Here is an 18,141-nt window from a genome sequence, read left to right as displayed (position 1 = left end):
GGGCTCACGGCATCCCAATGCGGTGGTGCCGTGAGCGTCAGGCATCGACAAAGGGAGCTGCCATTTGTTCCGTCACGCGATGGCGACGCAGATACTGGAGAACGGACCTGCACTGGCATGAGAACGGCAACGGCCTGACCCATACCGAAACTACCCTGGATACCGGCAGTAATCTCAAGGTGACCAGCGGCCGCGACACCCGGCTGACCGGCGCGCAGGCCAGCGGAGAAAAGGTTACCGTCGACGTGGGCCGTGACCTGACGCTGCAAAGCCAACAAGACAGCGACCGCTATGACGCCAAACAGCAAAACGCCAGCGCGGGCGGCAGCTTCACCTTCGGCTCGATGACCGGCTCAGCCAACGTAAGCGCCAGCAAGGACAAGCTGCACAGCAACTTCGACTCGGTGAAAGAGCAGACCGGGCTGTTTGCCGGCAAGGGCGGGTATGACGTCAAGGTCAAAGAACACACCCAGCTCGACGGCGCCGTTATTGCAAGCCAAGCGGACAAAGAGAAGAACCGCTTCGATACCGGCACGCTGGGCTGGAAGGACATTCACAACCAGGCGGACTACAGCGCGACGCACAGCGGCGGCAGCTTCAGCACCGGCGGGCCGGTGGGCAAAGACCTGCTGACCAACATGGCCGGCGGCATGCTGTCGGGCGCCAACAACAGCGGGCATGCCGAGGGCACGACGAAGGCCGGGGTCAGCGAAGGTACGCTGATAGTTCGCGACAAAGACAAACAGCAGCAGGATGTGGCGCAGCTGAACCGGGATACCGAGCATGCCAACGACGGCAGCATCAGCCCGATATTCAACAAGGAGAAGGAGCAAAACCGGCTCAAGCAGGCGCAGTTGATTGGGGAGATTGGCGGCCAGGCGATGGACGTCATCCGCACGCAGGGAGATATCGCCGGGCTGAAGGCGCAGAAAGACCCGGTGGCGCTGGCGCAGGCCAGGGAGCAGCTTGAGAAGAGCGGTAAACCGACGACCGATGCGGCGGTGATGCAGCGGGCATACGACAACGCGATGCGGCAATATGGCACCGGCAGCGACCTGCAGAAGGCGGCGCAGGCGGTGACGGGGGCGCTGACGGCGCTGGCAGGCAATAACCTGGCGGGGGCGCTGGCAAGCGGCGCCTCGCCGTACCTAGCGACGGAAATCAAGAAGCGGGTCGGTGAAGACAACATGGCCGCCAATGCGATGGCGCATGCAGTGCTGGACGCGGTGACCGCGCAGCTGAATAACCAGTCAGCCGCAGCAGGGGGGCTGGGTGCGGGCGGCGGTGAACTGGCGGCGCGCTACATTGCCGGCCAGCTGTTCCCGGGCAAAACGGCGCAGCAGCTGAGCGAAAGCGAGAAACAGCAGCTGAGCGCGCTGAGTCAGTTGGCTGCAGGGCTTGCAGGCGGTCTGGCGACGGGGGATACTGCGGGAGCCGTGACCGGCGGGCAGGCGGGTAAGAATGCAGTTGAGAATAACTATCTGAGTGTGGAAGAAAAGACGAAGCTTGAGTTAGCGAAGCAGAAACTCTAGAACAGCAAAGATCCGGCAGAGCGTGAGCAGGCCCAGCAGACGATTAATGAACTGCGTGAAAAGGATATCGCCAGCGACAAGAAGGTGATAGAGGCCTGCGGAAATGGTGCGGCAGCCAGTGCGGCCTGTGGTGCGGCGAGACTGGAGGTTATCGCGGCCAAGGGTGAGTATGAAACCGGGCCGTATAACTCGAAGGTGAGCCAGCAATACGCGGATGCTTACGGCCAGATAGTGAACCTGCTGAATATCACCAGTGTTGATGCGCAGAGTCAGCAACAGGTGAAAGATGCGATGGTGAACTATGCCATGGTGCAGCTTGGCGTAGATAAGGCTACGGCAGAGGCTTACATCGAAACCTATGATGGGATGAAGATTGTAGCGGCCTCATTGACTCCTGTGCTTGGTTCAGCGGCAGCGAAACAGCTTGGTAAGATTGTTGATGCGAATCTGAAGGTCGTGGCGAAAGGGAACGTAGATGGTAGTAAGTTTACTGATACTAACCAAGGTATTAGACCTTCACAGTTAGCCGATTTTAATAAACCGACTCTTATCAACGATGTGGTACAGGCCAAGATAGATAAGAGGCCTGATAAAAATTACCCTAATGGAAATATGGGCACCGCTCATGCAGAAATAGGTGTGATTCAGCAAGCCTTTGATAAAGGAATGACTCAAGGGCGTGAAATGGCGATGAGTGTAGCTGGTAAGGAAGTATGTAACTACTGTCTGAGTGATGTAAGAACTATGGCAGAAAAGGCCGGATTAAAGTCACTGACGATATACGAAGAAGCAACTGGTAACGTTCTTTTTTGGCAGCAAGGGATGAAAAAAATAGAGAACCGAGGGCCGGCAAAATGATGAATTATGAACTTTCGTGTCTATTGGCTGGTGAGAAATATGCCAGAAATGAGTCCCCTTTATGGCCCGATGTGCTCGATTTTTTAAATATTTTGAAGAATAGTAGTGGTAGTGTAAATATTAGGATCATTAATGCTCCAGAAGTTGGGCCTGAAAGACTCAGTGTTGAGGCAGAGAATGGCTTTTATCTGGTGACTTTGCTTGAATATGATGAGTCTGGGAGCGATGTAAGGTCTATATGGGATCAAACTTCTTCTTCTGGGGAAAATGTCATGATTCTTGGTAATTACTGGCCGAAGCGGCAGCTTACTAAGGACTTTGATCTTGTTGTCAGGATCTTTAAAGAGTTCTTTGATACAGGCAATGTTTCAATGGATCTTCTGAATTAAAACAGTAACCCCGGTCTTGACCGGGGTTGTGCTTCTAATCTCTAAATCCTCCCACTTCTCGCCGCCGCAACCGGATCACACCGGGCGCAGCAGAGACCTCCAGGTGTTCCGCCTCGGTGATCCCGGGCTGACTTAGCCAGTCGCCAGCGATAACCTGCTCGCCGTTCTCTCGCGCCTGGTCGGCCCCCAAATCTTGCCGCTGTTGGCTGGCCTGGCAGAGTTCGCGCCAGGTGGTCTTATCGGTGACGGTGGTGATCTAGAGTGTGTGATGCTGAAACGTCAGTTGTCATGAGGACCGGGGTAAACTCGAGTGTAGTGATCGCGTCTGCTGAGGCGAAAAACGCCGCCGCCGGCTTGCAGCCGGGAGACAGAGGTGCAGCACAAGGCGCCACCAACACGGCGGGTATCAGCGCCTCCTAATTGGCTCAGGCAGCAAAGAAGAAGCCGATTGCTTGGGTAAAATTTGGGTTGGGGAAGGGGCACGACCAACGAGTGATGGTACAGGGTTAGTAAGTGCCGATGGAACCAGAATTTACCGTTCGCCAAAAGAAAAGCCAAATACTCCAGGTTCGTTAAATCCAACAGGAACTCAGGCCAACTTTGAAAGTTATACAAAGAATATTGAAACAGGAAAAATGGATAAGATTGGTAACGGTCACTTAAACATTTTGGGTGGAAAATAATGAAGGCATCTCTAAGAAGTATTGGCTGTGATTGGTTTGATTTATCAAGCTATCAACCTGAGCAGAATGATTGTTTTCAATTTTTAGCTCATTTATGTATAGGGCCAGTAGGGGAGGAGGGAATCAATCATTTTGATGTTTTTATCTGCACCCCTGAATGGCTCTGCAAGCACCACTGGCTGCCGGAACTGATGCGTCACACGTTGCTGGTACGTAAATACGATTTGGATGAGATAACCAAAACCATCACCGATTACATCGATCAATGTGAAGGCGATGACTGGATGGAGATTGCTCAGAAACTCTCTCGTGTTTTTGCTTGGGAATTCGAAGATTACCAGCCTTACCATCCGTAAGTAGTTGCCTGTCCTTGGCTGGGGTAGTTGCTTTTATGTGTAACTGCCGGCGGCACCTTGTCGGGTGCCAACAACAGCGGGCACGCCGAGGGTACGACAAAAGCCGGGGTCAGTGAGGGAACGCTGATAGTCCGTGACACCGACAAACAGCAACAGGATGTGGCGCAGCTAAACCGGGATACCGAACATGCCAACGACGGCAGCATCAGCCCGATATTCAACAAGGAGAAGGATTAGTGTGTTTGATATATGTCATAAAAGAGGCTCGAAATAAGCCTCTTTTATTAAAGTGGATTGTCAACTTTGTGCGTCGATGGCCTTCTTATATTTCACGCAATAATTTTGCCATCCAATAGCGTCAAGACTGTTATTTTCTGCGATAAGCCACCTGCTCGAACTGAGTGGGTAGGGAACAATCGCTTTTCCCGTTGCATATTTGTCAGAGAAGAAGCCAATGGGGAGTTTTGTGTACTTATTTTCGGTATTGCAATCATAAAGTATTTTTTCTTTTATGGATTGAAACTTTTTACCAACTACCGTATCCTCTTTAAAGAATGAAATAATCATCTCAAATTGAATAATGTCGCTATTGCCCTGGTAATGCCACGAGTCCATTTTCTTCAGGTAGGTAATCGAGTCGCTTCCCTGGAATAATTTGGTATACCCTGGTGGTGGAGATGTGTCTTTTGATTTTTCGCTGCTACAACCTGATATGAGTGCGAAACCTAAGAGTGTGATGATCAATTGGTTGTATTTTTTCATTTTTTCAATAACCCAGTAAGATATAAGTCTTTGTCAGTAATTTTCCCTTGTAATGTACACATGATACTCACAACACCTTTCTCTTTATTGTCTTCTATTATAAACAATTTTTCTGCTGAGTTCTCTTCTGGTGCTACACCGTCAACGGCTGAGTTATTAGCCATCCATTGGCCATCAACGGTGTTTCGTATCATTGGGTTGTAGGTGTAAATATTTCCAATTTTAACTAGGTTGATTTTCTGGGATAGAATTTTCACAATCTCATTAAAGGATTGAAGGGACTCAAATCCCCAATAGTAGAATTGGCCTTTCACATCAAATGTGCTAATTTCTTTGTATTTATCAAAGTCGGTATAAGTAACAATAAAACTATTAACCTCAATGCCTTCCGGGGATGTAAATGTGGTCGGGAACGATAATTTTCCGGTGGTTTTTAACATGGATATATCTAACGAAGGGATGAGCGACTTTAAATTCCCATCATTCTGTATTTCTTTAAAAAATGATGCATCGCAGTTTGCGAGTGCTTGAATTGTTGAGTTAGCGTTTGCGTATTCTGCAATTCCCATCAATATATAGAGCAAGCATGCCATATGTCTCTTTTTCATAATCATTTCCTTATGTTACGTTTTAAAACAATCTGAAATATAACATAACGATAATGGAAGATCAGCAATGATACCCTTGTGATACTTCAGTTTCTTTGCACTTCGGTAAATGCCCATTGCACCGAAGCTTCTGGTATGTATGTTCCCGAGTAGTCCCTGAAAATCTCCTATCTCCTATCTCCTATCTCCTATCTCCTATCTCCTATCTCCTATCTCCTATCTCCTATCTCCTACCTCCTATCTCGTGTCTTTACTGCACGTTGTGGTCTAGCGTCAGGCGAACGGCATGGCCGGGTGCCAGTCGTGCCATACGCAACTGAGCGAAAGCAAAAAATAGAAATAGCCTAGGCAGGCAAGAAATAAAACAGCTGCAGCAGTCCGTTGATCGGTGAGGCGGAGGCGGATGCCGCCGTAAACGCAATATTGCCCACCGGCGCGGTAACGGCCCAACCCCTTAAGCAGTGCACTGCTCAAGAGGCCGGCCGTTTCTCCTAACGGCGAGACTCAGCCGCGGCCGGTCTCCTCCCGCAGCGCGGCGCTGACCTCATGCGTCGTCGGCTGTTCGGAGCGCAACGCCCGGCGGATCGCGAAGAAGGCGGCGATCAGCATGGTCACCGCCACCAGCATAAAGAACCCGCACAGCGCGGCGTTGATTTGGTTGCTGAATACGATGGTTTCCATGTCTTTCAGCGATTTGGCCGGCGCAATGATCGTGCCTTGCTCGATGCCGGTGGAAAATTTCTTCGCCTGCGCCAGGAAGCCGATGCTCGGTTTCTCATGGAAGATCTTCTGCCAGCCGGCGGTCATGGAGGTGACGAACAGCCAGGCGGTCGGCAGAATGGTGACCCAGGCGTAACGCTGTTTTTTCATTTTGAACAGCACCACGGTGCCGAGGATCAGCGCCATTGACGCCAGCATCTGGTTGCCGATGCCGAACAGCGGCCACAGGGTATTGATGCCGCCGAGCGGATCGACCACGCCCTGATACACGAAGAAGCCCCAGCCGGCCACCGCCACCGTGGTGCCCGCCAGGTTGCCGAACCACGAACGGTTGTTGGCCAGCTGCGGCACCGCCACGCCCACCAGATCCTGCACCATAAAGCGGCAGGCGCGGGTGCCGGCGTCGACGGCGGTCAGAATGAACAGCGCTTCGAACAGAATGGCGAAGTGGTACCAGAAGGCCATCATCGCCCGGCTGTTGAACACCTCGCTGATGATGTGTGCCATGCCCACGGCGAAGGTCGGGGCGCCGCCGGCGCGCGACAGGATGGAGTTCTCACCCACCTCTTTGGCGATCAGCGCCAGCGTTTCCGGCGTGACGATAAAGCCCCAGCTGTTGATGACCTGCGAAGCATTTTCCACCGTGGTGCCTATTAGCGCCGCCGGTGAGTTCATGGCGAAGTAAACCCCCGGATCCAGCACCGAGGCGCAGATCAGCGCCATGATGGCGACGAAAGACTCCATCAACATGGCGCCGTAACCGATAAAGCGAATGTGGCTTTCGCGCTCCACCAGCTTGGGCGTGGTGCCGCTGGAGACCAGCGCGTGGAAGCCGGAAATGGCGCCGCAGGCGATGGTGATGAACAGGAACGGGAACAGGGCGCCGGCGAACACCGGGCCGCTGCCGTCGATGAAGCGCGAGACCGCCGGCATTTTCATCTCCGGCATGGCGAAGACGATGCCGATGGCCAGGCCGATGATGACGCCGATTTTCATAAAGGTGGAAAGGTAGTCGCGCGGCGCCAGCAGCAGCCACACCGGCAGCACCGAAGCGACGAAGCCGTAGATCACCAGCACCCAGGTCAGGGTGGTGCCGTGCAGCGTGAAGAACGGCCCCCAGTAGGGATCTTGCGCCACGTTGCCGCCGTAAATGATCGCCAGCAGCATCAGCACGAAGCCGATCACCGAAATTTCAGCGATTTTGCCCGGCCGGATAAAACGCATGTAGATGCCCATGAACAGCGCGATCGGGATGGTGGCGGCGATGGTGAACAGCCCCCACGGGCTGTCGGCCAGCGCTTTTACCACCACCAGCGCCAGCGCCGACAGGATGATGATCATCACCCCCAGCGCGCCGAGCATGGTGATCACCCCGGCGAAGGCGCCCAACTCTTGCTTGGCCATTTCCCCCAGCGAACGCCCGTCGCGGCGCGTGGAAATGAACAGCACCAGGAAATCCTGCACCGCGCCGGCCAGCATGACGCCGACCAGGATCCAGATGGTCCCCGGCAGGAAGCCCATCTGCGCGGCCAGAATCGGCCCCACCAGCGGCCCGGCGCCGGCGATGGCGGCGAAGTGGTGGCCGAACAGCACCCATTTGTTGGTGGGCACATAGTCCAGGCCGTCGTTGCGGCGTTCGGCCGGGGTCAGACGGCGGTCGTCCAGCTCAAAGACCTTGTCGGCAATGAACCGGCTATAGAAGCGGTAGGCGATGCTGTAGCAGGCGACGGCGGCGACCACCAGCCAGACGGCGTTGACGTGTTCGCCGCGGCTGAGCGCCAGCATGGCGAAGGCGAAGGCGCCGACCAACGCCACCAGCAGCCAGATAAGTCCGGACCTGATGTTTTTCATGAAACAACTCCTTGGCGTACAGAGGTAAAAATCGACGTTGTTATTTGGAATGACGTTTTAACAGTAGAAGTTTTGCCGCTGAACCGCGGCAGGTCGGATGAGAAATGTGAAGCAGGTGGGGTTTTAGTGTAAAAACAAAGTGATGAAACAGCGTTGGCGCAGGCTGCCGCCCACAGAATCCCGGGCAGTTATTCATTCTGCATTTTCGCGGCGCGTACAGCGAATCATTGTCGTTTTTTATCTGGATACGGCGTCTGGCGGATTATTATTTTATCTGTCGAGGCGAGCCGAAATAAAATTATTCATGCCGTGTTATACCTTTATTTTCACCCTCAGGTTTATTCATTCACCAAATAAATAATAAAATCACGAAAGGAATGTAATTATGATAAATAAAATCATCGAAGGGTATTTACCGCAGCTCACGGCTATTCGGCACGATATTCATCAGCACCCCGAATTGGGTTTCGAAGAGTTTCGCACCAGCGATCTGGTCGCGGATTATCTGAGTTCGTGGGGTTATGAGGTGCACCGCGGATTGGCGGGCACCGGCGTGGTGGGCACGCTGCGGGCGGGCGACGGCGTGAAAAGCCTCGGGCTGCGCGCCGATATGGATGCCTTGCCGATCGAGGAGAACACCGGCAAACCCTGGAGCAGCAGCGTGGCCAACCGCATGCACGCCTGCGGCCATGACGGCCATACCACCATGCTGCTCGGCGCCGCCCGTTACCTGGCGCATACGCGCAACTTCAACGGCACGCTGCACCTGATTTTCCAACCGGCGGAAGAGATGCTGAACGGCGGCGCGCGCATGGTGGAACAGGGGCTGTTCGAGCGCTTCCCCTGCGACGCCATCTTCGCCATGCACAACATGCCGGGCATGCCGCTCGGTGAGTTCTTCTTCCAGCACGGCCCGTTTATGGCCTCGATGGATCAGTTCAACGTGCGGGTGCAGGGGCGTGGCGGCCACGGCGCCATCCCGCAGCTGACGATCGATCCGGTGCTGGTGGCCTCGCATATCACCGTTTCCCTGCAGAGCATCGTCTCGCGCAATATCGATCCGCTGGAAGCGGCGGTGATCACCGTCGGCAGCATCAAGGCCGGTGAGGCGGCCAACGTGATCCCGGACAGCGCGGAGATGAAGCTCAGCGTGCGCTCGCTGGATCGCCAGGCGCGCGCAACCTTGCTGGCGCGCATTCCGGCGCTGATCGAGGCGCAGGCGGCAAGCTTCGGCGCTCACGCGGTGGTGGAACACGTTAACGGCACGCCGGTGCTGGTCAACGACGAAGGGATAACCCGTTTCGCCCACCGCGTGGCACAGCAGCAGTTCGGCGCCGCTCGCGCGCACTATGGCGCCCGGCCGCTGATGGGCAGCGAAGATTTCGCCTTCATGCTCGATGCGCACCCGCAGGGCTGTTACCTGATCATCGGCAACGGCGATGGCGAAGGCAGCTGCATGGTGCATAACCCGGGATATGACTTTAACGACGGCTGTCTGGCGGCCGGCAGCCATTATTGGGCAGCGTTGGCGGAAGCGTATTTAAAATAAACGCGAAAAATAATAACAGGGAAGATAATGATGAGTGAAAATACGGCTGAAACTCAAACGGCAATAATATCGGCTCCGAACGCCAGCGGCAAAAAGATCATATTCGCCGCCTCTTTCGGTAATGCGCTGGAGTTTTTCGACTTCGGTATTTATAACTTCTTCGTTATTTACATCAGCGTATTGTTCTTTCCACCGTCCAGCGATCCGCATTTGGCATTGCTGTTGGCGTTCGCGACGTTTGGCGTCAGCTTCTTCATGCGGCCGCTGGGCGGCATTCTGATTGGCGCCTATGCCGATCGCTGCGGCCGCAAACCGGCGATGATCCTGACGATTTCCTTGATGAGCCTGGGCACGGCGATGATCGGCTTTGCGCCGACCTACGCCAGCGCCGGCTACTGGGGAACCGTCACCTTGGTAGCGGCGCGCCTGATCCAGGGCGTGGCGGCGGGCGGCGAGGTAGGGGCGTCGATGTCGTTGCTGGTGGAGTCGGCGCCGCCCAACCGGCGCGGCTTCTATTCCAGCTGGTCGTTGGCGACGCAGGGCATCGCCACCGTGGTTGGCGGCGTCACCGCGCTGGCGCTCAGCGCGGCCTTGCCGGTGCTTTCCGGCGAGCCGAACGCCATGGCCGAGTGGGGATGGCGTATTCCTTTCTTTATCGGCGTGGCGCTGGCGCCGCTCGGTTGCTGGCTGCGTCTAGGGCTGGAGAGCGATCGGCCGTCGGTGCCGCGGGCGCACGAGCCACCCGCGCAGTTGCGCAAGCACTCGCGGGCGGTGGTGCTCGGCGTGATGCTGACCATCGGCGCCACCGTCGCCACTTACATCTCGATGTATTATCTCGGCACCTACGCGGTGAAATACTTGGGGATGGCGCAGGCCTACGGCTATGCCGCGATGCTGCTGGCGGGGCTTGTCACCTTCGGCGGCAGCCTGCTGGTCGGGCACTGGTGCGATCGTTACGGCCGCCTGCCGCTGATCCGTTGGTCGCGGATCGCGATTCTGATCGTGGCCCTGCCGGCGTTTTGGTGGCTGAGCGCGGTGCCGCATCCGGCGGTGCTGTTGCTGATTGTCGCGCTGCTGGTCGGGTTGACCACGCTCGGTTCGGTGCCGACCATGCTGATGATTTCGGAGCTGTTCCCGCAGCGCATTCGCGCTTTGGGGTTTGCGTTGGTCTACAGCCTCGGGGTGGCGATCTTCGGCGGTTTTGCCCAGTACATCGCCTCGCAGTCGATCGCGCTGAGCGGCTCGCTGCTGGCGCCCGCCGTCTATTTGATGCTGGCGACGCTGGCTTCGCTGGCGGTGCTGCCGCTGCTGCGCGAAACCGGCGGCGAGCCGCTGCGCTAGCCGGAATGAGGCGAAAAAAAACGCCGGCGGTTTTCACCGTCGGCGTTTGGCGCTGCTACCGTTTCAGGTTGGCGTTCAGGCCGCAGGGCGGGCGATCACGCTGCGGGTTTCCATGCGCACTTCGGCGATGGTGACCTGCAAGGTGTCGCTCTGGCGGTAAACCACTTCACCCTTGATCTGCACGGTGCCGGTTTCCTGGCTGCACTGCATTTCGTCGCGCACCGCGTGAATAAACGGCGCCGGAATGAAGGCAACCGCGCCGTTGTCCAGCAGGCGCACGCGCAGGCCGCCGCGGGTCACGTCGATGATCTCGGCGTTGAAGCGGGTATCGGTACCGGCCTTGTCCTGCAGGAAGCGAGCGTACAGCCAGTCGCCAACGTCGCGCTCCGCCATGCGGTTGAGGCGGCGGCGCTCCGCCAGCTGTACCGTCACGTCATCCTGCGGTTTTTCCGCCGGCTGCTGGTTGATGATCGCCTTCAGCAGGCGATGGTTGACCATATCGCCGTACTTACGGATCGGTGATGTCCAGGTGGCGTAAGCCTCCAGCCCCAGACCGAAGTGTGGCCCCGGCGTGGTGCTGATCTCCGCGAAGGTCTGGAAGCGGCGGATGCGGCTGTCGAGGAATTGGGTCGGCTGCGCGTCCAGGTGGCGGCGCAGTTCGCAGAAACCGTCGAGGGTCAGCAGCTTGTCGGCTTCGGCTTCCACGCCGTTGGCCTGCAATACGGTGACCGCTTGCTCGACCAGCGCAGGATCGAAACCGGTGTGCACGTTGTACACGCCGAAGCCCAGGCGATCGCGCAGCACGATGGCGGCGCAGACGTTGGCGGCGATCATGCACTCTTCAACGATGCGGTTAGCGCTGCGGCGCTGCTCGGTAACGATCTCCAGCACGTCGCCTTTTTCACCCAGCACGAAGCGGTAGTCCGGGCGATCTTTAAACACCAGCGCATGTTGGTGGCGCCAGGCGTTGCGCGCGTCGCAAACGCGTTTCAGCAGGGCTACCTGCTGTGCGATGGCGTCGCTCGGCGGCTGCCAGCCGGCAATGCCTTCCAGCCAGTCGGACACTTCGTCGTACACCAGTTTGGCTTTGGATTCGATCTCGGCGGCGAAGAACTGAATATCTTCGCCCAGCGCGCCGTCGGCGGCGATGGTCACGCGGCAAGCCAGCACCTGACGGCGCTCGTTAGGGCGCAGCGAGCACAGGTTGTCCGACAGATCGCGCGGCAACATCGGGATGTTGAAGCCAGGCAGGTAGTTGGTGAAGGCGCGCACGCGGGCGATATCGTCCAGCTTGCTGCCTTGTTCGACGTAGGCGGTCGGATCGGCGATGGCGATGGTCAACTGCAGCGAACCGTCACCGTTGTCGGTCACGTACAGCGCATCGTCCATGTCTTCGGTGCTGGCGCTGTCGATGGTAACGAATTCGAGCGCGGTCAGATCTTCACGCGCCGACGCGGCGGCCGGTTCGCTGAGAGCCAGCATCTCCGGCGCCTCTTTTTCCAGGTTGTGACGCGCCAGCGTCACCCACCACGGGGCGAAATGGTCTTCACCGTCGGTGATAAACTGGGTCAGATCGGCGTTGAAGCCGCGATCGCCTTTCAGCGGATGACGGCGCATTTCCGCCACCGCCCAGTCGCCGGCCTGGAAGTTGTGGGTCAACTCACGCACCGGGCGGCACGGAATCGCCTCTTTCAGCAACGGATGATCGGGCACGATGGACAGACGGTCGTCGCGCTTTTGCACGCGGCCGACAAAGCGCGACAGGAACGGCTCGACCAGGGTTTCCGGCTCGGCGATTTCGCGCTCTTTCTCGGTGTGCAGGGTGGCGATAATGCGATCCCCGTGCATGACTTTCTTCATGTACGGCGGCGGAATGAAGTAACTTTTTTGACCGTCTACTTCAAGAAAGCCAAAGCCTTTCTCAGTCCCTTTCACGACGCCTTCAACGCGCGGGGTTTGAGAGTGAAGTTGCTGTTTAAGCTGCGCCAGCAGCGGGTTATCTTGAAACATATCGTCCAGTGAATGGGTTGTGAGTGGCAAGATTTGCGGCTGACAGTTTTACGCGAATCACCCGCTGCGAGCAAGCCTAACGTCACTGAACCCCGCGTTGCCGCGCGATTTTGCGCAAGATTGGTCAATCGAAACGCTATCGATGAAAAACCCCGGCGCGAGGGCCGGGGTGGAGGGCGGGTGACCGTCAGTCTTGCAGCGGCGTCGGCTGCAGGATTTCAATCCAGTAATCGTCCGGATCGCGAATGAACGCCACGTAGTTCATGCGGCCTTCATGCAGGCGTTTCTGGAAGGTGACGCCGAGGCGCTCAAACCGCTCGCAGGCGGCGCGCACGTCCGGCACCGTGACGCACAGGTGGCCAAAGCCGCGCGGCTCGCCGTTGCCGTTGTGATAGTGGAAATCCGCCTGATTTTCGGTGCCGTGGTTATGGGTCAGCTCGAGAATGCCCGGCTGGCTCAGCGCCCAGCGTTTGCGCTCGTCGTCGTCCTGCGGGATCTGTTCACGCGGGCTGCGCGTCAGGTAGCAGATGGTGAAGGCGGCTTCTTCGAACGTTTCCAGATAAACCGGGGTAAAGCCCAGCACGCGGGTGTAGAAATCCAGCGCCTTGGTCAGATCCTTCACGCGGATCATGGTGTGGTTGAACACGTAACCGTCGGTTACCGCATCCGGTTGGGCCGCCACGCCGGGCAGCGTCAGTAGGTCATTCAGTGGCATCAGAGATCCTCCTCAGGGTGTCGGCAGACTGTAGGTGAAATCGATGCTAATCTAAAGTGATTGTTTTTAACTAAAACACTAACTAAAAGTGAATGATAGATGAAGCTGAGCCAGCTGAAGTTTTTCTGCACCGTGGTGGAACATAAAACCATCGCCGCCGCCGCGCGCGAGCTGCACTGCGTGCCTTCCAACGTCACGCTGCGGCTGCGCGAGCTGGAGGAGTCGCTGGGCGGCGAGCTGTTTTTCCGCGACAAGAACCGGCTATACGTCAATCCCAAAGGGCGGCTGTTCTACCAGCAGGCGCGCGACATTGTGGCGCAGGCGGAGCGCAGCAAGCAGCTGTTCGCCGGCGAGCACCAACATGGGCTGCTGAACCTCGGGGCGCTGGATTTCTCGCTGGTCAGCCATTTGCCGGCGCGCATTGCCCGGCTGCGCCGTTTACAGCCTCATCTGCACATCAACGTGCTGAGCCGCGACTCGCTGGTGCTGGAACGCATGTTGATCGACAGCGATCTCGATCTGGCGATCACCGACGGCCCGATAGAACATCCGCTGCTGGCCAGCCAAAAGGCATTCGACGAACGGCTGGTATTGCTGATGCCGGCCGATGCCGGGGAACCCGACGCCGCCACGCTGGCGCCGCTGGAGTTTTACACCTTCAGCCGCGAATGTTCGTTTCGCCTGAAGGTCGATCACTGGCTGGCCTCGCGCGGGCTGAAACCGCGCATGACGCTGGAAATGGAGTCTTATGCCGCGATGGCGGCCTGCGTGCAGGCCGGTTGTGGCGTCGCCTGCGTACCCGGTTCGTTGCTGCCGCTGATCTTGCCGGCGCCGGGGCTGAAGGTGGTGGAAATGGGTGAGGAGGGGGTGAGCGACCTGTACTTCGTCTGGCGACGGCATCAGCTGTCCGACGAGTTGCAGACCATCCTGGCGATATTGGCGCGCCCGGGGTGAACCGGGCGCGCGTTTTCAGGCGATGCGCAGCGAAGGTTGCTGTTCGCTGCGGCGGATCACCACCGGAATCGACTTCGAAGTCGGCGTGCCGGTACCGTCGCCGAAGCTGGCCAGCGGCACCAGCGGGTTGGTTTCCGGGTAGTAGGCCGCCAGGTTGCCACGCGGAATGTCGTAACTCACCAGCTTGAACCCGTCCACTTTACGCACCACGCCATCGTTCCACAGGGTTTCAATCTCTACCCGTTCGCCATCCTGCAGGCCCAGCGCCGCCAGATCCTCCGGATGGATGAACAACACTTCGCGTTGGCCGTAAACGCCGCGATAACGGTCATCCAGACCATAGATGGTGGTGTTGTACTGATCGTGTGAGCGCAGCGTCTGCAGGGTAAACGGCGCTTGCTCGCCGCCCAGCTGCGGGAACAGGGTGGTCGGCAGCGCGGCGGCGCTGAATTCTGCCTTGCCGCTTGGCGTGGCGAAGCGCAGTTCGGCGGCGGCATTGCCCAGGTAGAAACCGCCGGGCTGGTCGCAGCGCCGGTTGAAATCCTCAAAGCCGGGAATGGTGGCGGCGATATGATCGCGGATCAGCGAGTAGTCGTCGGCCAGTTCCAGCCAGTCCAACTGCTGGGTGCCCAGCACCGCGTCGGCGATGCCGCAGACGATCGCCGTCTCCGAACGTTGGGTCTCCGCCAGCGGTTTGCCGATGCCTTCCGAGGCGTGCACCATGCTGAACGAATCCTCGACCGTAATGTACTGCGAGCCGCTGGCCTGCATATCCAGTTCGGTGCGGCCGAGCGTCGGCAGGATCAGCGCGTCTTTGCCGGTCACCAGGTGGCTGCGGTTAAGCTTGGTGCTGATATGCACCGTCAAATCGCAGTTGCGCAGGGCGCGGGCGGTGCGCTCGGTGTCCGGCGCCGCGGCGGCCAGGTTGCCGCCCAGCGCGATCAGCACTTTCACTTCGCCGCGCAGCATCGCTTCGATCGCTTCCACCGTGTTGTGGCCCAGCGCGCGGTTGGCGGTAAAGTTAAAGTGGCGCTCCAGGCTGTCGAGCAGCGCTTTGGGCGACTTCTCGTCGATCCCCATGGTGCGGTTACCCTGGACGTTGCTGTGGCCGCGTACCGGGCACAGGCCGGCGCCCGGTTTGCCCAGTTGCCCGAACAGCAGCTGCAGGTTGGTGATTTCGCGCACCGTAGCAATGGAGTGTTTATGCTGCGTCACGCCCATCGCCCAGGTGCAGATCACCCGTTCGGCGCCCTGATAGGTGGCCGCCGCCTGGCGCAACTGCGCCTCGCTAAGGCCCGACTGCGCGGTAATGGTTTGCCACTCGGTGGCGTCCACCTGCGCCAGATAAGCCTCTACGCCAACGCTGTGCCGTTCGATAAACGCCAGGTCGAACAGGGCGGGCTCGCCGGCGGCCAGACGCTGGCGGTGGGTTTCCAGCAGGGCTTTCACCATGCCGCGCACCGCCGCCATATCACCGCCCAGATTCGGTTGGTAATAGGAAGAGCTGATCGGCGAGGATTTTGGCGTCAGCATCTGTACCGGATCCTGCGGATCGGCGAACCTTTCCAGCCCACGTTCGCGCAGGGTGTTGAAGCTGACGATGCGCGCGCCGCGTCGGGCGGCGTTTTTCAGGCTGTGCAGCATGCGCGGGTGGTTGGTGCCGGGGTTTTGACCGAACACGAAGATGGCATCGGCCTTTTCGAAGTCATCGATGCGGATGGTGCCTTTGCCGACGCCGATGCTCTGCTTCAGCCCAACGCCGCTCGCCTCGTGGCACATATTGGAACAGTCGGGGAAATTGCTGGTGCCGAGCATGCGGCCGAACAGCTGATAAAGGTACGACGCTTCGTTGCTGGCGCGGCCCGAAGTATACAGCTCGATCTGGTTCGGGTTGTCCATGCCGTTGATGTGCTTGGCGATCAGCGCCAGCGCATCCGGCCAATGGATAGGCTCATAGTGGTCGGTTTCGGCGTTGTAGCGCATCGGATGGGTGAGGCGACCCTGATACTCGAGGAAATAGTCGCTCTGCTGCTGCAGCGTGCTGACGCTGTGGGCGGCGAAGAACTCAGGCTCCACGGCGCTGCGCGTCGCTTCCCAACTGACCGCTTTGGCGCCGTTTTCGCAGAAGCTGAAGGTGCTGTGGTTGTCGTCGCCCCAGGCGCAACCGGGGCAGTCGAAGCCGCGAGCCTTGTTGACGCGCATCAGGTTGCGCATGTTTTTTAGCGTTTGTTTACTGTCGAGGACAAAGCGGGTGGTGGCTTCAAGCGAACCCCAGCCGCCCGCCGGGCCGGTATAAGGCTTGATTGACGGTTTGAATTTCATGGTGACACTTCGCAGGTGGTTGTAGCTAAAAAGTAAACGCTTTTTTATGCGTCTTGCGTATTTATGTCACAAGTTTAGGGGCGCTGCGGGGTGGCGTCTAATCGAATGGGGCAATGGCGGCATAGAGCGCATCTATCGCCGGCGGGCAGTGCCGTAAACAAATGGTTGCATAAAGACACCCGCTGCAAAAGAGTAATGGTTTCGTCTGAAAGTGAATTCATGCAGTCTATCTCGCGGATTATATTGGCATTTTATTCAGCCTGCGGGCCTGAGGAACACAGCGTGAAGCGTTCAGTATCAGTGGTAATCGGCGGCATATTGCTGCCTTTAGCGGCGCAGGCGGCGGAAACGACGCCCAATTTTCCTACCATGACCCCGCCGGCGATAGACGCCGCCTCTTACGTCTTGATGGATTACACCACCGGCCAGGTGTTGGCCGCTGGCAATGCCGACGAACGGCGCAACCCGGCCAGCCTGACCAAACTCATGACCGGGTTGGTGATCGACCACGCGCTCGATCAGCACAAGATTGGCCTCGACGATGTCGTCACCGTGGGGAAAGACGCCTGGGCGCAGGGCAACCCGGTGTTCAAAGGATCTTCGTTGATGTTCCTGAAGCCAGGTGACAGGGTCACGGTACGCGATCTCAGCCGCGGTATCATCATCGATTCCGGCAACGACGCCTGCGTAGCGATGGCGGATTATGTGGCGGGCAGCCAGGCCAACTTCGTCAAGCTGATGAACGAGAAGAGCGCGCAGCTGGGCCTGCAGAACACCCATTTCGAAACGGTACACGGGCTGGATGCGCCGGGGCAGTTCACCACCGCCGGCGATCTGGCGGTGATTGCGCGCGCCATCATTATGAGTGAACCGGCGGAATACCATATGTACAGCGAGAAGTCGCTGACCTGGAATGGCATCACGCAGCAGAACCGCAATGGCCTGCTGTGGGATAAGACGCTGCACGTCGATGGGCTGAAAACCGGGCACACCGCCTCGGCCGGCTTCAACATCATCGCCTCCGCCACCGAAGGGGATCGCCGCCTGATCGCCGTGGTGATGGGCGGCAAAAGCGCTAAAGGGCGTGAGGAGCAGGCGCGTAAGCTGTTGACTTGGGGGCTGCGCGACTTTGCCACCGTACACCTGTTCAGCGCCGGGCAGAGCCTGGGGGAAGAGCCGGTCTGGTACGGCGAGAATCACCGGTTACCGGTCGGTAGCGCGCAAGAGCAGTCGCTCAGCCTGCCGAAAAGCGAGGCGGACAAGCTGAAGGCGCAGTACGTGATCAATGCCGCACGGCTGGAAGCGCCGATTGGCAAAGGGCAGACCGTTGGCGAGATCCGCATCAGCGACAATGGCCAGGTGGTGAAAACCTTGCCGCTGGTGGCGCTGCAGGCGGTGCCGCAGGGCGGCGTGTTCTCGCGCCTGGTGGATTACGTGAAGCTGAAGCTCTGACTCGCCGGGCGGACGACGGTGCCCGGTGGTATACTGGTG

The 18,141-nt window shown here is 58.1% G+C and carries 14 protein-coding genes and 3 pseudogenes; 11 read left to right on the top strand and 6 right to left on the bottom strand.

Going from position 1 to position 18,141, the window contains the following annotated elements; all coding sequences use genetic code 11:
* Nucleotides 1–34 precede the first annotated feature (34 nt).
* From SSARUM_RS24645 to SSARUM_RS24670, 7 genes and pseudogenes are all read left to right on the top strand, one after another.
* A pseudogene (locus tag SSARUM_RS24645) lies at nt 35–115 on the top strand (tyrosine-type recombinase/integrase); the annotation flags it as partial.
* 4 nt (nt 116–119) lie between these two features.
* A pseudogene (locus tag SSARUM_RS12760) lies at nt 120–1,499 on the top strand (VENN motif pre-toxin domain-containing protein); the annotation flags it as partial.
* A gap of 75 nt (nt 1,500–1,574) precedes the next feature.
* The gene (locus tag SSARUM_RS24640; RefSeq protein WP_373275584.1) at nt 1,575–2,390 is read left to right on the top strand and encodes a cytidine deaminase-like fold-containing protein; all 816 of its coding nucleotides are present in this window, start codon (nt 1,575–1,577) and stop codon (nt 2,388–2,390) included.
* Nucleotides 2,387–2,779, top strand: a complete 393-nt coding sequence (locus SSARUM_RS12750) for a DUF6911 family protein (protein ID WP_086556926.1) — start codon at nt 2,387–2,389, stop codon at nt 2,777–2,779. Before SSARUM_RS24640 ends, SSARUM_RS12750 begins: the two co-directional genes overlap by 4 nt.
* 452 nt (nt 2,780–3,231) lie before the next feature.
* Nucleotides 3,232–3,462, top strand: coding sequence for a hypothetical protein (locus SSARUM_RS12745; RefSeq protein WP_223181994.1), 231 nt, complete (start codon nt 3,232–3,234; stop codon nt 3,460–3,462).
* On the top strand, nt 3,462–3,818 hold the full coding sequence (locus SSARUM_RS12740) for an immunity 8 family protein (protein WP_071883814.1): 357 nt from the start codon (nt 3,462–3,464) through the stop codon (nt 3,816–3,818). Before SSARUM_RS12745 ends, SSARUM_RS12740 begins: the two co-directional genes overlap by 1 nt.
* Before the next feature lie 57 nt (nt 3,819–3,875).
* Nucleotides 3,876–4,052, top strand: a pseudogene (locus tag SSARUM_RS24670) (VENN motif pre-toxin domain-containing protein); the annotation flags it as partial.
* A 63-nt stretch (nt 4,053–4,115) separates the two neighbouring features.
* Here the strand turns inward: SSARUM_RS24670 and SSARUM_RS12735 are convergent.
* The 3 genes from SSARUM_RS12735 to SSARUM_RS12725 form a co-directional block, all read right to left on the bottom strand.
* Complete coding sequence (locus SSARUM_RS12735) at nt 4,116–4,580, bottom strand: surface-adhesin E family protein (protein ID WP_049233105.1); 465 nt, start codon at nt 4,578–4,580, stop codon at nt 4,116–4,118.
* On the bottom strand, nt 4,577–5,188 hold the full coding sequence (locus SSARUM_RS12730) for a hypothetical protein (protein ID WP_043147540.1): 612 nt from the start codon (nt 5,186–5,188) through the stop codon (nt 4,577–4,579). The genes SSARUM_RS12735 and SSARUM_RS12730 overlap by 4 nt, the downstream gene beginning before the upstream one ends.
* Before the next feature lie 504 nt (nt 5,189–5,692).
* Nucleotides 5,693–7,759, bottom strand: a complete 2,067-nt coding sequence (locus SSARUM_RS12725; protein WP_033653036.1) for a carbon starvation CstA family protein — start codon at nt 7,757–7,759, stop codon at nt 5,693–5,695.
* Between the two features lie 385 nt (nt 7,760–8,144).
* Between SSARUM_RS12725 and SSARUM_RS12720 the strand changes: the two genes are divergently transcribed.
* Together SSARUM_RS12720 and SSARUM_RS12715 are read left to right on the top strand one after the other, a co-directional pair.
* Nucleotides 8,145–9,308, top strand: coding sequence for a M20 aminoacylase family protein (locus SSARUM_RS12720; protein WP_033648468.1), 1,164 nt, complete (start codon nt 8,145–8,147; stop codon nt 9,306–9,308).
* Nucleotides 9,309–9,338: 30 nt separating this feature from the next.
* Nucleotides 9,339–10,649, top strand: a complete 1,311-nt coding sequence (locus tag SSARUM_RS12715) for an MFS transporter (protein ID WP_049212557.1) — start codon at nt 9,339–9,341, stop codon at nt 10,647–10,649.
* Nucleotides 10,650–10,724: 75 nt separating this feature from the next.
* Here SSARUM_RS12715 and SSARUM_RS12710 read toward each other — a convergent pair whose 3' ends face one another.
* Together SSARUM_RS12710 and gloA are read right to left on the bottom strand one after the other, a co-directional pair.
* Nucleotides 10,725–12,659, bottom strand: coding sequence for an exoribonuclease II (locus SSARUM_RS12710; protein WP_039565908.1), 1,935 nt, complete (start codon nt 12,657–12,659; stop codon nt 10,725–10,727).
* Between the two features lie 187 nt (nt 12,660–12,846).
* The gene (gloA, locus tag SSARUM_RS12705; RefSeq protein ID WP_004930603.1) at nt 12,847–13,374 is read right to left on the bottom strand and encodes a lactoylglutathione lyase; all 528 of its coding nucleotides are present in this window, start codon (nt 13,372–13,374) and stop codon (nt 12,847–12,849) included.
* Nucleotides 13,375–13,473: 99 nt separating this feature from the next.
* Here gloA and SSARUM_RS12700 point away from each other — a divergent pair, with 99 nt between their 5' ends.
* Nucleotides 13,474–14,328 (top strand): LysR family transcriptional regulator, encoded by an 855-nt coding sequence (locus tag SSARUM_RS12700; RefSeq protein WP_033648464.1) that lies wholly within the window; start codon nt 13,474–13,476, stop codon nt 14,326–14,328.
* A gap of 15 nt (nt 14,329–14,343) precedes the next feature.
* On the opposite strand, the gene SSARUM_RS12695 is transcribed toward SSARUM_RS12700, so the two are convergent.
* The gene (locus SSARUM_RS12695) at nt 14,344–16,650 is read right to left on the bottom strand and encodes an FdhF/YdeP family oxidoreductase (protein ID WP_033634701.1); all 2,307 of its coding nucleotides are present in this window, start codon (nt 16,648–16,650) and stop codon (nt 14,344–14,346) included.
* Between the two features lie 282 nt (nt 16,651–16,932).
* Between SSARUM_RS12695 and dacD the strand changes: the two genes are divergently transcribed.
* Nucleotides 16,933–18,102 carry a serine-type D-Ala-D-Ala carboxypeptidase DacD gene (gene dacD / locus SSARUM_RS12690; RefSeq protein ID WP_060430144.1) on the top strand — a complete coding sequence of 390 codons (1,170 nt, stop codon included), beginning with the start codon at nt 16,933–16,935 and terminating at the stop codon, nt 18,100–18,102.
* Nucleotides 18,103–18,141 lie beyond the last annotated feature (39 nt).

This window comes from Serratia sarumanii (assembly GCF_029962605.1).
GTDB lineage: Bacteria > Pseudomonadota > Gammaproteobacteria > Enterobacterales > Enterobacteriaceae > Serratia > Serratia sarumanii.
This window is presented reverse-complemented; position numbering and strand designations above follow the sequence as displayed.

Coding starts and splice junctions, on each gene's coding strand:
- SSARUM_RS12730 (WP_043147540.1), bottom strand. CDS start 5,188: ATGAAAAAGAGACATATGGCATGCTTGCTCTATATATTGATGGGAATT.
- SSARUM_RS12700 (WP_033648464.1), top strand. CDS start 13,474: ATGAAGCTGAGCCAGCTGAAGTTTTTCTGCACCGTGGTGGAACATAAA.
- gloA (WP_004930603.1), bottom strand. CDS start 13,374: ATGCCACTGAATGACCTACTGACGCTGCCCGGCGTGGCGGCCCAACCG.
- SSARUM_RS12725 (WP_033653036.1), bottom strand. CDS start 7,759: ATGAAAAACATCAGGTCCGGACTTATCTGGCTGCTGGTGGCGTTGGTC.
- SSARUM_RS12695 (WP_033634701.1), bottom strand. CDS start 16,650: ATGAAATTCAAACCGTCAATCAAGCCTTATACCGGCCCGGCGGGCGGC.
- SSARUM_RS12710 (WP_039565908.1), bottom strand. CDS start 12,659: ATGTTTCAAGATAACCCGCTGCTGGCGCAGCTTAAACAGCAACTTCAC.
- SSARUM_RS12740 (WP_071883814.1), top strand. CDS start 3,462: ATGAAGGCATCTCTAAGAAGTATTGGCTGTGATTGGTTTGATTTATCA.
- SSARUM_RS12715 (WP_049212557.1), top strand. CDS start 9,339: ATGAGTGAAAATACGGCTGAAACTCAAACGGCAATAATATCGGCTCCG.
- SSARUM_RS12750 (WP_086556926.1), top strand. CDS start 2,387: ATGATGAATTATGAACTTTCGTGTCTATTGGCTGGTGAGAAATATGCC.
- SSARUM_RS12720 (WP_033648468.1), top strand. CDS start 8,145: ATGATAAATAAAATCATCGAAGGGTATTTACCGCAGCTCACGGCTATT.
- SSARUM_RS12735 (WP_049233105.1), bottom strand. CDS start 4,580: ATGAAAAAATACAACCAATTGATCATCACACTCTTAGGTTTCGCACTC.